The organism is Pantoea sp. BS_8, assembly GCF_041954965.1.
GTDB lineage: Bacteria > Pseudomonadota > Gammaproteobacteria > Enterobacterales > Enterobacteriaceae > Pantoea > Pantoea stewartii.
Genome location: NZ_JAVAXU010000017.1, coordinates 39,554 through 53,372 on the forward strand (window position 1 = coordinate 39,554; position 13,819 = coordinate 53,372).

A 13,819-nucleotide genomic window follows, 5' to 3' on the forward strand; every position below is an offset into this window, starting at 1 on the left:
TGCTCATCCTTTCCACTGGCGGGTCAGTGCTTCGGCCCGCCTGTCATCATCGGTAATCAGCACCAGCCAGTTGCTGTGATCGCTGTACTGCGCGCGAATATTAATGCCATTTTGCGCCAGGCACTGCGCAATTTCACCCAGTTCACCTGGCCGCTGCTGAGGGAGTTTTCGGCGCAGTGGCCTTCGGACGTCCCTGACATCGAAACCGGCATCCACTAACACCTGCCGGGCGCGCGGGCCATCCTTCACCAGAAAATGAGCGTGACTTTCCTTGCCCGTTGAAAAGACGCCGCCGCCTTCCAGGCCGATGCCATGCTGCCCAAGCAGTGTTCCAAACGCGGCCAGCGACCCCGGTTCGTTCCTGAAGACCACATAAAGATTAAACATGCCGGGTGTTCTCCTCTGGACCAGCATAATCACGCATAACCTTCGCAACGCGCAGGCGGTAATGGCTGAAAATTGTGTTCTGGCCTTCCCGCTGTGCCGACTGATGCAGGCTGTTTTCCCGCCAGTGACGCACCGCCCGTTCATCTTCCCACCACGACAGGGACAATATCTTGCCAGGCTCGCTCAAACTCTGAAAGCGCTCAATCGCGATAAATCCTGGTATCCTGTCCAGTTCGGGCCGAAGTTCGGCCGCCAGTTCAATGTAACGCTGTTGCGCTGCCGGTAAGGCCTCTGCTTCAAAAAGTACGGCAATCATTTCTCTCTCCCTTAAGTCAGCCTGCAGACAGCGTACCCGATGCAAAAGCGGTTACTTCGGTGTGCACCGAATCGTGGCTGATGGAGCATCAGAAAGGGGAGAAAGGGAGTGAGAGAGGATAATCGCTGCGGTTAACCGGCAGGGCTTAACCGCAGCGTAAGCGTGAGTGCGTTATCCCTTTGTCAGCGCCGCGCGGATCACCTCGGCGTAAGGCGTGGTGGGGCGACCAAGCAGTTGGCTCAGTGTGCGGGACGCATCGAACAGACCGCCCTGAGCGGCACCCGCATCGGAATCTGCCAGAAGCTCTGCCAGCGGGGCCGGCAAGCCTGCGCTTTTCAGTGCGGCGGCAAAATCTGCCTGTGGCAGATTGACGTAATCCACCTTTTCGCCGCTCTGCGCGGCGATTTCAGCCGCAAACTCCGCCAGCGTATAGCTGTCATCGCCGGCCAGCTCGTACACCTTGCCCGCCTGGCCGTCACGCACCATAACTTCCGCTGCCGCGTCGGCATAATCCCGACGCGCCGCAGAAGCGATACGGCCCTGTTCTGCCGCACCGAGAAACGCATGGTGCGCCAGGGCAGGGGCGATGCTCGCCGCGTAGTTTTCGGTGTACCAGCCGTTGCGAAGCAGGGCATAAGGGACGCCAGACGCTGCCAGCAGGGCTTCGGTAGCCCGATGCTCAGCGCCCAGCGACAGCGGAGACTTATCCGCATGGAGGAGGCTGGTATAGGCGATAAATTTCACGCCTGCGGCTTTAGCGGCATCAATAACTGCACGGTGCTGCGCTTCACGCTGGCCCACTTCACTGCCGGAAATCAGCAGGAGTTTGTCGACCCCTTGCAGGGCGGCCGTTAAGGTTTCTGGGCGGTTGTAATCCGCCTCACGAACGTGAACACCACGGGCGGCGATGTCACTCGCTTTCGCCGGCGTGCGTACGGCGGCAACCAGCGTATCTGCGGCTACTTTTTTCAGTAATGCGTCGATAACTAAACGGCCCAGTTGGCCTGTTGCTCCAGTCACTGCGATCATCACATAGCTCCTTTAAGAGGACAGTTGGTCAACAGCAGCCTATGCGATATGCTAACTTTTCGTAAGTACTTACAGAATTGTTAGGATGAAGGGTTTTGTTTAAATGACTGATAAATTAAGCGAAAAATTTATGCGCGGCGAATTGCTGAATGTTAACTGCCCGTCGCGCGATGTGTTAAAGCGCATTACCAGTCGCTGGAGCGTATTAATTTTACTGGCGCTGAAAAATGACACGCTGCGTTTTAGCGAACTCCGGCGTGCAGTCGGCGGCGTCAGCGAACGTATGCTGTCGCAGAGCCTGCGCTATATGGAGGAAGACGGCTTTGTTGAGCGCATCGCTTACGATGTTGTGCCGCCGCATGTTGAATACCGACTGACACCGCTGGGTCTGGAAGTAGGGGAGCAGGTGGTAGGACTGGCCGACTGGCTGGAGATGAATGTAGAACGCATCCTCGCCCACCGGGAGAAACAGTCCGCCGACGCGTAAGACCGTTCATAAGACGGGACCGAAGCGCGCAGAGAAACACTCCCCTCGGCCACCGTAAAAAATGCCTGTCCGACATAACAGATTCATTCTGCGTCGGGCGGTCTTAATTACTCACAGCATTTCTTTAACATCCTTTTTACCAGGCGACTTTTTCCTGAGGTTTCTGGCTGCGTTAATTATTGCGCGTGATAAAGATGTGATGAGTTATTTACATATTGCATATGATTTTTAACATGCCTGACCGGTTGAGCTTCGTTTTCCTGCCCGGAAATAGCGAAGCCAGAGTGCGAAAAACCGGACGTATTCTAAAAAAAAGCATCATAAAGCGCAGATAAGATAAATATCCTGCTAACAATATAATAAAACACGTGATTCCCCTGTCAGAACGGTACTTTTCTCTGTTTAACGAAGCGCGGAAATGGCGAATGACGCTTAAAAACAGCGAGTTGCGTTATTTTTTAGCGGTAATCTCGTTTGGCCGTTACGGCTCCGTGCAGGGTCTGTTTTAATAACAATAATGTCACATTGCCCCTTTGAAATTAACGTTTTGCTTATCCGTCCTAAATAAGAAAACTTTCAACAAAAAAATGATCTTAATCAAAAAATACTGTTATAGTTTTTACTTATCTGATTGTCTCTGTTTTACCAGGACGAAGCATCTTACATTCGTCATGGCATTTTTCCATGCAATGGAATGACATGCTTTGTGTATAAGTCGTTAATTATAAGTAACTATATGTGGTGCTCTATGTGGCAAAGAGGTAAGCAATGTTTGGATTAGATGCCTTTCATCTCGCCAGGATCCAGTTCGGTTTTACTGTTTCCTTCCATATTATCTTTCCAGCCATCACCATCGGTCTGGCCAGCTTTCTTGCTGTGCTGGAGGGAATGTGGCTCAAAACACGTAATCAAACCTACCGCGATCTCTATCATTTCTGGTCGAAAATTTTTGCGGTGAATTTCGGCATGGGCGTGGTTTCCGGGCTGGTCATGGCGTATCAGTTTGGGACCAACTGGAGTGGTTTCTCCCAGTTTGCCGGCAGTATCACGGGTCCCTTGTTGACCTATGAAGTGTTAACGGCTTTCTTCCTTGAAGCGGGCTTTTTAGGTGTGATGTTATTTGGCTGGAACCGCGTCGGCCCCGGGCTGCACTACTTTGCGACCTGCATGGTGGCACTGGGAACGTTGATTTCCACCTTCTGGATCCTGTCTTCTAACAGCTGGATGCAAACACCGCAGGGCTATCTCATTCAGAATGGCATCGTGGTGCCAGAAAACTGGTTTAAAATTGTCTTTAACCCGTCCTTTCCTTATCGCCTGTTACATATGTCCGTGGCGGCATTTTTGGCCAGTGCGTTCTTTGTCGGATCGTCGGCGGCCTGGCATCTGCTTAAAGGAAATGACAATCCTGCCATCCGTAAAATGTTCTCAATGGCGTTGTGGATGGCGCTGATTGTCGCCCCTGTGCAGGCCATGATTGGTGACGCGCATGGACTGAACACGCTGGAGCATCAACCTGCAAAAATTGCGGCCATTGAAGGCCACTGGGAAAACCCCCCCGGTGAAGCCACGCCATTAATACTGTTTGGTTTACCGGATATGGAAGAGGAACGTACTAAATATGCGCTCGAAATCCCGTATCTGGGCAGCCTTATCCTGACGCACAGTCTGGATAAACAGGTCCCGGCGCTGAAATCTTTCCCGAAAGAGGACCGTCCTAACTCCACCATCATTTTCTGGTCATTCCGCGTCATGGTGGCAATGGGACTGTTAATGATCACCCTTGGCGTAGTCAGCCTGTGGCTGCGTTACAAAGGACGCCTGTACCAGTCGCGTCCGTTCCTGTGGTTTGCTTTGCTCATGGGACCCTCCGGCCTGATCGCGATTTTAGCAGGCTGGTTTACTACCGAAATCGGTCGTCAGCCCTGGGTAGTTTATGGCGTTCAGCGAACGATTGATGCGGTATCTCCCCATGGCGAAATGCACATGAGTATCAGCCTGCTCGCCTTTATTCTGGTTTACTCCTCCGTCTTCGGTGTGGGTTATCACTATATGATGCGCTTGATTAAAAAAGGGCCGGTCACCGGCGAAGGCGATACCGTGGAAACAGGTGGCCCCGGACAAATCAAAACGCCAGCGCGCCCGCTCTCTGCGGCCACTCACCATCATGAGGAGCGTTGAGATGATTGATTTTTCTGTTATCTGGTTCGCGATTATCGTTTTTGCTGTCCTGATGTATATCGTCATGGACGGTTTCGACCTGGGCATCGGCCTGCTGTTTCCTTTTAACAAAGACGCAGGCGAGCGCGACATGATGGTCAACACCGTTGCGCCTGTCTGGGACGGCAACGAAACCTGGTTAGTGCTGGGCGGCGCAGGACTGTATGGCGCTTTCCCGCTGGCCTATGCGGTAATAGCCGATGCGCTTTCCGTGCCGTTAACCGCCATGCTGATTGGGCTGATTTTCCGTGGCGTCGCCTTTGAGTTCCGCTTCAAGGCTGTCGAGCACCATCGGGCCTTCTGGGACAAGTCGTTTATTGCCGGTTCACTCCTCGCAACCTTTAGCCAGGGCGTTGCCGTCGGCGCGATGCTGGATGGCATTCCTGTCGAAGGCCGCAGCTTTGCAGGCTCGACGATGGACTGGCTGGCCCCGTTCCCGCTGTTCTGCGGCGTCGGGCTGGTTGTGGCATATGCACTGCTGGGCTGCACCTGGCTTATCATGAAAACCGAACATGAACTGCACCGTAAAATGTCAGCCCTGGCGACACCGCTGTTGATTGCGCTGTTGTTAATTATTGGCATCATCAGTATCTGGACACCGTTCACGCATCAGAACATTGCACATCGCTGGTTCACCACGCCAAATCTGTTCTTATTCCTGCCGGTGCCTGTACTGGTGCTGCTGTGTGCATGGGGACTGCGCCGCGCAATCAAGCGCGAGGCGCATTATTCGCCTTTCCTGCTGACGCTGGCCCTGATTTTCCTGGGCTTCTCGGGTCTGGGTATCAGTATCTGGCCGAATATTATTCCGCCCTCGGTATCCATCTGGGACGCCGCGTCCCCGCCGCAGAGCCAGGCCTTTATGCTGGTAGGTAGCTTACTGATCATTCCAATGATTCTGGGATATACCTTCTGGAGCTACTACGTGTTCCGTGGAAAAATCAAAGCAGACGAAGGATACCATTGATATGCAGACCCAGGTCAGCAGCAAAGAACGTCAGAATGAAACCCGGTCACCGTGGTGGAAACGCGTGCTGTGGCTGGTGGTCATCTACAGTGCCAGCGTGCTGGCACTCGGTGTGGTCGCGACGCTGTTCAGAATGATGATGACCGCTGCAGGCATGCGTAGCCACTGAGTCCTCCGAACGAGGCAGTGCATTCCTGACTGCCTCCATTGCTCCCCTCGTCCTTCCATAAGCCAGCCTGTGTGTTGGCTTTTTAAAGTAGTAACCCAGGCAATTAATGCGCTTTTTGCCGCTATCCGGCCCTGGCTGGCCCATGAGCCATGACATCCTGCAACGCTTTTTGTTACTATTTTATTACAAATCTTTCCCTCTTTTTTCTTTTCACGTTTTTAAAATGCTAAGTCAAACCATAAAAAAACAGCATATAAATGATTTAGTCGACTGGATTGAAGCCAACCTGACCAACGACATTTCCATTGATCTGATTACGCTCAAATCGGGCTATTCCAAATGGCATATGCAACGTTTGTTCAAGGAGATGACCGGACAAACGCTGGCGGCCTATACGCGCAAGCGCCGCTTAACCCTTGCCGCTATGGCGTTAAGACTGACGCGCATGCCGTTAATTGATATCGCCGTCCGTTTCGGGTTTGAAAATCAGCAAAACTTCAACCGCGTGTTTAAAAATCACTTCTCTGTTACGCCGGGCGGTTTTCGCCGTCTTAACGTGCTGCCTGTCCGGTATTTTCACGGCCGTATTGCCCAGCGCGAGCCGGTCATGCCGGTATCGCTTTACCGGCGCGAAGAGGAGTTGCTCCTGCAGGGCGATACGCTGGAATGGGAATGCCCGTATGGCGACTATATTCGCGACCGGCATCAGCGTATGGCCGGCCTGGTACGCCATTTTGTCCGTACGCAGCAGGGCGACGCGCAAGGATGGCTGGGATTTCAGTATGGCCCCGGCAACGCGTCCGTCGATCAACAGCACATCAGCCTGTTTCGTGGCGTCGCGCTGGCAAACACGGATGCCGGGCCAGGCGATCTTCAATGCCGCACGGTGCCTGCGGGGCTTTACGCCCGCCTGGCATGGCGTGGCTCACCGGAAGAACTGACGCGTTTCATCGCGGATATTTACTACCTTTATCTGCCGCAGCTGAATGTGGCCTGCCGGCCGGGAATGGATTTGCTCTGTCTGGATTTAACCCGATGCACAGCCGACAACATTGAAGGCGTGTTCTCTATTCCTGTCACGCAGGGATAATGCACATTATGTGCGTCATTGTGTGATAAAGCGCACGATTTTATAAGCAGGCTGGCAGGCAAGGCGTAAAATCCTTACCGAAGCGCTGAGCGCAGCTACGCATACTGTATTTCCTTCTCAGCGCTGGATATTCACCTGCTTTTTACGCCTGAACAGGCAAAATACCATGACCAAAATAACACAAATAGCCGCCTTTTTTCTGACTGTCGCGCTGTGTGTCGCTCCCGGCCTGGCGACTGCACAACTCACCGATCCCGGCAATGTTCGCACAGGATTACATCCCGGCAGTCAGGCCGGCCACAGCGAGATACTCGGTGACAGCTCGCTGCCGCAAAACAGCGGACAAAATCAGGCGCAGTAACCGCCCGATGACCGACAGTCCTCCTTTAAAAGGCGCGTAAGCGCCTTTTTGCTTTTCAGCGATAAAAGGCCGACAGATGTGCCTGCACGTACTGCCGGACCGCATTTTTAGTCATTGTTCTTAAGATATATCATAGCTATTCTCTCCGACTGACATGAGAATGATTTTTGTTTACTAAGGTTGCGTACAACCCTGTTTTTCGGAGAGCCACTGTGCCTGCATCTTCTTCCCGCCGTTTACCTGAACGTATCCGTAACGCGCTCCGCTTTCGCTGTATTCACGTTGCCACCAAAACCAAAGTGGCTGACCGGTTTTGGCGCATCGAGTTTACGGGCGACGACCTGAAAGGATTTAATTCGCCCGGTTTTGATGACCACATCAAAGTCTTTTTCCCGCCCACCGCTGACACGACGCTGCAACTGCCGACGATGGACGAGGACGGCATTCACTGGAAAGACGGCTTGCGGCCGGCTGCGCGTGACTACACGCCGTTTGACTTTGATGGTGAATCTTCGCTGACAATCGATTTTTACCTGCATGAAAGCGGTGTCGCCAGCGGCTGGGCCGCGCAGGCACAGACCGGCGACAGCCTGATTATCGGTGGACCTCGCGGTTCTCTGCTGGTCCCAACGGATTATGCTTTCCAGCTTTATGTCTGTGATGAAACTGGTCTGCCTGCGTTTCAGCGCCGCAGCCGCAGCATTGAAGCCGAAACCCTGCACCTGTTTGCCTTCACCGATGAAAAAACGGGGCGTGACTACTTAGCGGACACCGGCAAGGCAAATGTGGCCTGGCTCGGTAGCCAGCAGATGACGCAGGCGGCTTTGCCAGCCCTGACGGCGGCGCTGGATAAGATAGCGATACCGTCGCATGACGCTTTTATCTGGCTAACGGGAGAAGGGCGCGTCGTTAAACAGCTCGCTGACTACTTCACAACGCAACGCGGCGTGGATGCTGATCTTGTGCGTGCGGTTGCTTACTGGCATCACAAGTGAGTGACCTGCCGTTGATTGAATTTTACCTGGTGGCCCTCTACCATCAGGCTCTTTCTCCTTAAACAGGCAGAGGCGACAGATGGATTCGGCCCATTCAGAACAGGATAACCGCAGCCAGTCTGCGCGGCCTTGCGCAGCGCGGCGGAAGCGCCGGGAAAAGATGCTTGATGCGGGTGAAATGCGCCTGTTGATGCTGCACTTTATCGCTCAGCGCGCCTCTCACGGTTATGAGCTGATTAAATGCGTTGAAGAACTGTCGAAAGGGGAATATTCCCCCAGCCCGGGTATCATTTATCCCAATCTGACCTTGCTTGAGGAAATGGAGGCCATTGAGATTGTCGAGCCTCAGGCGGCGAGAAAGGCTTATGTAGTGACCGCAACGGGTCAGGCGATGTTAGAGGCCGAAGCCCAGCCATTGTCGCGTTTGATTACGCGCCTTACCTCGCTGGCTGTATTAGTCAACAACCGCAGTATTCCCGACATAGAACAGGCCATCTTTCAGTTTAAAAACGCTTTAAATGGCCGTCTGGCACAGCAGGACATCACGGACGAAACACGGCATAAGATTGTGGCTGCGCTGAACGCAGCCGCTGAGCAAATCAGCCGCAGTTAACGCCGGATCGTGCCCGTCAGCTTCCGTCAGTTTTGTTTTTGTCGATGTGTCCCAGTGAACGTTCCGGAAAGCAGATATCTCTGACACGCTGCTTGAGCACCTGAGCATCGGGAAAGCCGCCGTCACGTTTACGTTCCCACACCAGATGGTCATCTACCGTTACTTCAAATATGCCGCCGCTGCCGGGGCGAAGCGTGACGCTGGCCAGGTCCTGAGCAAAAGTGTGCAGCAATTCCTGTGCCATCCAGGCTGAGCGCAGCAGCCAGTTACACTGGGTACAGTAGTGGATCACAACGACAGGTTTTTGCATATTCTTTTCTCCTTTTCCTGAATAAGGGCTGTCAGCGATGTTACGCAATGGCAGACAGGCTACATGAAACATCTACAGGCTGACCGGGACAAACCGGTTCGCGTTGCCAGCCGAAACGGCAGAGAACCATGGGCGACGTGTTAGCCGAAACGGCACAGGCCATTTTCCTGTTTACGCTGATAAAACATCAGATTAGCCGCATCAGATTACTGAGTTTCAGCCATACTTTACCTGTGACAGAAAACAAAGGAAAACTCATGACCATGAAACTCAGTCAGGCTGCTGAACAACTGGGTCAGCAGCTTTTATCCTCTGGTTTGCGTCTGGCAACCGCAGAGTCCTGCACGGCGGGATTGATCAGTATTACGCTGGCGGCGGTCGAAAACAGCGGTGATTTTTTTACCAGCGGCTTCGTCACCTACAGCGAAAGCGCCAAAGTGCGTCTGCTTGGCGTTAACCCGCAAACGCTGGAAAACCACACTGCAGTCAGCAGAGAAACCGTGTGTGAAATGGCGCTGGGGGCGCGTGAACGGTCCGGCGAACCGGTGAGTCTGGCGATAAGCGGCTATGCCGGACCGGACGGCGGCGAAGATGGTACGCCTGCAGGCACTATCTGGGTAGGATGGACATTGCCTGATGGCAAAGTCGTGGCCCGTTGTCAGCACTTTTCTGGCGACCCCAAAGCCGTCATGGAGCAGGGCGCGAGCTGGGCACTGCAGGGGCTAAGCGCGTTACTGATGCAGCAGGATGCGCCGCCCCATAAAGACCGTTAGCGGCAGTCCACCACCAGGCGGCCGCGAACCTTGCCTTCAAGCAGATCCCGCGCGCCCTGACTGGCTTCGCTCAGTGGGATGACCGTGATCATCTGAGACAGTTGCGCATCATTCATCAACTGTCCGAGCCGTTGCCAGGCCTGCTGGCGAAGCGGTTTAGGGCACATCACGCTGTCCACGCCCGCCAACGTCACGCCGCGTAAAATAAAAGGCGCGACGCTGGTGGGCAGATCCAGCCCCTGAGCCATGCCACAGGCGGCGACAACGCCATCGCGCTGCGTGCCCGCCAGAACGTTACTCAGCGTATGGCTGCCCACGCTGTCGATAGCCGCGGCCCAGCGCTCTTTGCCCAAAGGTTTGCCCGGCTGAGACAGTTCAGCACGATCCATAATCCTTTTCGCGCCCAGCGTGTTGATCAGCCAGTTTTCATCGCTGGCGCGGCCGCTGGAGGCGATCACCTCGTAGCCGAGTTTTGCCAGCAGGCTGACGCTAAAGCTGCCCACGCCACCGCTGGCACCGGTGACCAGCACGGGGCCGCGATCAGGCGTAACGCCCTGTTTTTCTAAAGCCAGCACGCACAGCATGGCGGTAAAACCGGCGGTGCCAATGGCCATCGTATTCAGTGGCGATAAGCCGTCTGGCACGGGCACTAACCAGTCGCCTGCGACACAGGCTTTTTGCGCCAGGCCGCCCCAGTGTTTTTCTCCCACGCCCCAGCCGGTCAAAATAGCGGTGTCGTCCTGCTTCCAGTCGGAATGCTGGCTGGCGACTACGCGACCGACGAAATCAATCCCCGGCACCATGGGAAATTCACGGACAATCGGGCCTTTATTACAGATGGCCAACGCATCTTTGTAGTTCAGGGTGGAATAGTGCACGTCGAGCGTGACATCCTGGTGGGGCAACTGTGTTTCGGAGAGTTCTTTTAACTCGGTACGGTAACCTTGTTCGTCATTTTCAATGACCAGTGCCTTAAACATACAGCCTCCGTCAGGCGTAAGAATCATCAGGCAAGTTTACGCCCGACAGCCTGAGAGGGCCAGGTACTGGCCCGACAAGTACCCCGCTCTGAGGCATTATCAAACATCCCGGTGGCGGGGCGGCAATGTCCGGACATGGCATAATTTTGCATTGATTACAGAAGCTTAGTCGCTTAAAGATATTGCAACTGAATGATATGTATTGTTTTTTATTTTAAAGTTATTGACCTGATATTTAACGTTGTCGGGTTGTCCCTGTCAGTAAAAAATGACATTATTGCCGCCACATTTTTCCCCGCCGCCATCCCAGACAGAGGACGCTACCATGTCCGGATCAATGCGTTTTTGCACTTGTTCCCACTCGCCAGACCTGGCGCGTGACCTGTTTTCCGCCGTCATACCGGTTACACAAATTTCCGTCACTATGCGGTGACGCCAGTCTGGTCGTTGCTGTTGGACATGAGTAAGGACTACTCTTTACTGATGTCTATCGGTTTGGCCCGTCAGATATCATTCGCCGGGGAAATTTCCCTATTGCCGTGCCTCAGGCACCCACTCCCTGACTGTTAGGGATTTGTGTTATGACACCACTTAAAATTGCTGCCAGCGCTGCCGTTGCGCCAAGTCTGTCCCTGAATACTGCGCGCGACGTGGTCACGCTGGATAATACTGATTTTACCGATGTGGCGGCTGTGGTCGTCTCGCTTGCGGATACACGCAGTGGCGTGCTGGCCTTATTGCGGCATACCGGTTTTAACTTACCGGTGTTTGTTGCCAATGCCTTTGAAGAAGAGGTCATGCATCTGCCCGGCGTGACGGGTGAGTTGAACGGTGAACCGCAGGACTGGGCGGCACTGGAAACGGCGGCGCAGGCGTATGAAGCTGAGTTGCTGCCCCCGTTCTTTGAAACGCTGACCCGCTATGTCGATATGCAAAACAGTACATTTGCCTGCCCCGGTCATCAGGGCGGTGCCTTTTTTAAAAAGCATCCGGCAGGTAAGCAATTTTATGATTTTTATGGCGAAAACGTTTTTCGCTCAGACATGTGTAACGCTGACGTCAAGCTGGGCGATCTGCTGATCCATGAGGGATCGGCCAAGCATGCACAGAAGTTTGCTGCCAAAGTTTTTAATGCCGATAAAACCTACTTTGTGTTGAACGGCACCTCAAGCGCCAACAAAGTGGTCACGAATGCCTTGCTGACGCGCGGCGATTTAGTGCTGTTTGACCGCAACAACCACAAGTCCAACCACCATGGGGCGCTGATTCAGGCTGGCGCAACGCCCGTTTATCTCGAAGCGGCCCGTAATCCGTTTGGCTTCATTGGCGGCATTGACGCGCACTGTTTTGATGAGGATTATCTGCGTGCTCAGATCGCCAACGTGGCCCCTGAGCGAGCGCAGGAAGCACGTCCTTTCCGCCTGGCGATTATCCAGTTAGGCACCTATGACGGCACGGTGTACAACGCGCGTCAGGTGGTGGATCGCATAGGTCATCTGTGTGACTACATCCTGTTTGACTCCGCCTGGCTGGGCTACGAACAGTTTATTCCGCTGATGGAAGGCTGCTCACCGCTGACGCTGTCGTTAAACGAAAACGATCCCGGCATTTTCGTGACGCAGTCGGTACACAAGCAGCTTGCGGGCTTTTCACAGACCTCGCAGATTCATAAAAAAGACAACCATATCCGCGGTCAGAAGCGTTTCTGCCCGCATAAGCGATTGAATAACGCCTTTATGCTGCACGCCTCTACCAGCCCGTTTTATCCGCTGTTTGCCGCACTGGATATTAACGCCAAAATGCACCAGGGCGAGGCGGGACGTCGCATGTGGGACGAGTGCGTCATGCTTGGCATTGAGGCGCGCAAGGCAATCTTTGAGCGCTGCGATATGATCCTGCCTTTTGTTCCTGAAACGGTGAACGGCAAACGCTGGCAGGATGCGCCCACAGAGGAGATCGCGCGGGATCTGCACTATTTCAGCTTCGAACCCAACGCCAAATGGCACGGTTTTGCGGGATACGATCGCGATCAGTACCGCGTCGATCCCTGCAAACTGCTGCTGACCACGCCGGGCATTGACGCGGCAAGCGGCGAATATGCTGACTTTGGGATTCCGGCGACGATCCTCGCCAACTACCTGCGTGAAAACGGCATCGTGCCGGAAAAATGTGACCTTAACTCCATCCTGTTTCTGCTTACGCCAGCGGAAAGCCCGGAGAAAATGGCCAACCTGGTCGCCATGCTGGCGCAGTTTGAGCAGCATGTAAAAGACGACACGTTGCTGGCTGAAGTCCTGCCCACGCTTTACCGTAAGAACGCCAAACGCTACGCCGGTTACACGTTGCGCCGCCTGTGCCAGGAGATGCATGACCTGTACGTGAGCTTCAATGTGAAAGATCTGCAACGTCTCATGTTCCGTGAGCAGGGCTTACCTCAGGTCAAAGTGAATCCACAGGACGCACATCAGGCTTATATTCGCGGTGATGTGGAGCTGGTGCCGATTGCGTCAGCAGAAGGGCGCATCGCCGCGGAAGGCGCGCTGCCTTATCCGCCTGGCGTACTCTGTGTTGTTCCCGGTGAAGCCTGGGGTGGGGCGGTACAGCGTTATTTTCTTGCGCTGGAAGCAGGCATCAACCAGCTCCCGGGTTTTTCACCCGAGCTACAGGGCGTTTACACCGAGGAAGATGCCGAGGGACGTAAGTACCTGGTGGCGAATATGATGCAGGGGTAAGTGCTGGGTGGCTGTTTGCACAGCCTGGCTGGAATCAGGGGCCATGGCTGGCCCTGAGATGGTTTGAGTCGCTGGCAGCTTATGAAACGCTGAGAGGGTTTCGCCCGCCAGGCGGCCTGGAGTTTCAGTCTGCCCGGTGCGGGCGACCGACAAGGGGCCGCCAGCCGCCGCGGCCCCTTGAGCCCGTGCTCCCGTCCTGCCCAATTCCCCCGCTCTAAGATTTGCGCCTGTTCAGGCGTTTTTATTGCTTTGGATACAGATAATGAGTTGCAGTGATGCTTGCGCGAGCAGGCGTTGAGAAGGTTTGAGTCGCTGACAGCTTATGAAACACTGAGAGGGTTTCGCCCGCCAGGCGGCCTGGAGTTTCAGTCTGCCCGGTGCGGGCGACCG

The 13,819-nt window shown here is 54.3% G+C and carries 15 protein-coding genes; 10 read left to right on the forward strand and 5 right to left on the reverse strand.

Going from position 1 to position 13,819, the window contains the following annotated elements:
- Window positions 1-3 precede the first annotated feature (3 nt).
- From RAC65_RS21095 to RAC65_RS21105, 3 genes are all read right to left on the reverse strand, one after another.
- The gene (locus RAC65_RS21095; protein WP_058702232.1) at window positions 4-387 is read right to left on the reverse strand and encodes an amino acid-binding protein; all 384 of its coding nucleotides are present in this window, start codon (window positions 385-387) and stop codon (window positions 4-6) included.
- Entirely contained in the window at window positions 380-703 is a 324-nt protein-coding gene (locus RAC65_RS21100; RefSeq protein WP_006118272.1) for an antibiotic biosynthesis monooxygenase, read from the reverse strand. Before RAC65_RS21100 ends, RAC65_RS21095 begins: the two co-directional genes overlap by 8 nt.
- A gap of 171 nt (window positions 704-874) precedes the next feature.
- Entirely contained in the window at window positions 875-1,732 is an 858-nt protein-coding gene (locus tag RAC65_RS21105) for an SDR family oxidoreductase (RefSeq protein WP_058702231.1), read from the reverse strand.
- 103 nt (window positions 1,733-1,835) lie between these two features.
- Between RAC65_RS21105 and RAC65_RS21110 the strand changes: the two genes are divergently transcribed.
- The 8 genes from RAC65_RS21110 (at window position 1,836) to RAC65_RS21145 (ending at window position 8,634) form a co-directional block, all read left to right on the forward strand.
- Entirely contained in the window at window positions 1,836-2,219 is a 384-nt protein-coding gene (locus RAC65_RS21110; protein ID WP_033739707.1) for a helix-turn-helix domain-containing protein, read from the forward strand.
- A 768-nt stretch (window positions 2,220-2,987) separates the two neighbouring features.
- Window positions 2,988-4,400 carry a cytochrome ubiquinol oxidase subunit I gene (locus RAC65_RS21115; protein WP_033739705.1) on the forward strand — a complete coding sequence of 471 codons (1,413 nt, stop codon included), beginning with the start codon at window positions 2,988-2,990 and terminating at the stop codon, window positions 4,398-4,400.
- 1 nt (window position 4,401) lies between these two features.
- Window positions 4,402-5,406: a cytochrome d ubiquinol oxidase subunit II gene (gene cydB / locus RAC65_RS21120; RefSeq protein ID WP_033739704.1), complete on the forward strand. Its 1,005-nt coding sequence runs from the start codon at window positions 4,402-4,404 to the stop codon at window positions 5,404-5,406.
- A gap of 1 nt (window position 5,407) precedes the next feature.
- Window positions 5,408-5,575: a DUF2474 domain-containing protein gene (locus tag RAC65_RS21125; protein ID WP_006118277.1), complete on the forward strand. Its 168-nt coding sequence runs from the start codon at window positions 5,408-5,410 to the stop codon at window positions 5,573-5,575.
- A 223-nt stretch (window positions 5,576-5,798) separates the two neighbouring features.
- On the forward strand, window positions 5,799-6,665 hold the full coding sequence (locus RAC65_RS21130) for a helix-turn-helix domain-containing protein (protein WP_006118278.1): 867 nt from the start codon (window positions 5,799-5,801) through the stop codon (window positions 6,663-6,665).
- Window positions 6,666-6,831: 166 nt separating this feature from the next.
- A complete protein-coding gene (locus RAC65_RS21135; RefSeq protein ID WP_058702230.1) occupies window positions 6,832-7,026 on the forward strand; it encodes a hypothetical protein in 195 nt (64 codons plus the stop codon).
- A gap of 212 nt (window positions 7,027-7,238) precedes the next feature.
- Window positions 7,239-8,021, forward strand: a complete 783-nt coding sequence (locus RAC65_RS21140; protein WP_058702229.1) for a siderophore-interacting protein — start codon at window positions 7,239-7,241, stop codon at window positions 8,019-8,021.
- A 79-nt stretch (window positions 8,022-8,100) separates the two neighbouring features.
- Window positions 8,101-8,634 (forward strand): PadR family transcriptional regulator, encoded by a 534-nt coding sequence (locus tag RAC65_RS21145; RefSeq protein WP_058702228.1) that lies wholly within the window; start codon window positions 8,101-8,103, stop codon window positions 8,632-8,634.
- A gap of 16 nt (window positions 8,635-8,650) precedes the next feature.
- On the opposite strand, the gene RAC65_RS21150 is transcribed toward RAC65_RS21145, so the two are convergent.
- Window positions 8,651-8,944 (reverse strand): SelT/SelW/SelH family protein, encoded by a 294-nt coding sequence (locus tag RAC65_RS21150; RefSeq protein WP_006118282.1) that lies wholly within the window; start codon window positions 8,942-8,944, stop codon window positions 8,651-8,653.
- Between the two features lie 257 nt (window positions 8,945-9,201).
- Between RAC65_RS21150 and RAC65_RS21155 the strand changes: the two genes are divergently transcribed.
- Entirely contained in the window at window positions 9,202-9,717 is a 516-nt protein-coding gene (locus RAC65_RS21155; protein WP_054687184.1) for a CinA family protein, read from the forward strand.
- Here the strand turns inward: RAC65_RS21155 and RAC65_RS21160 are convergent.
- Window positions 9,714-10,697, reverse strand: coding sequence for an MDR family oxidoreductase (locus RAC65_RS21160; protein WP_058702227.1), 984 nt, complete (start codon window positions 10,695-10,697; stop codon window positions 9,714-9,716). The genes RAC65_RS21155 and RAC65_RS21160 overlap by 4 nt on opposite strands.
- Window positions 10,698-11,278: 581 nt before the next feature.
- Between RAC65_RS21160 and RAC65_RS21165 the strand changes: the two genes are divergently transcribed.
- Window positions 11,279-13,429 carry an ornithine decarboxylase gene (locus RAC65_RS21165; RefSeq protein WP_039342318.1) on the forward strand — a complete coding sequence of 717 codons (2,151 nt, stop codon included), beginning with the start codon at window positions 11,279-11,281 and terminating at the stop codon, window positions 13,427-13,429.
- Window positions 13,430-13,819 lie beyond the last annotated feature (390 nt).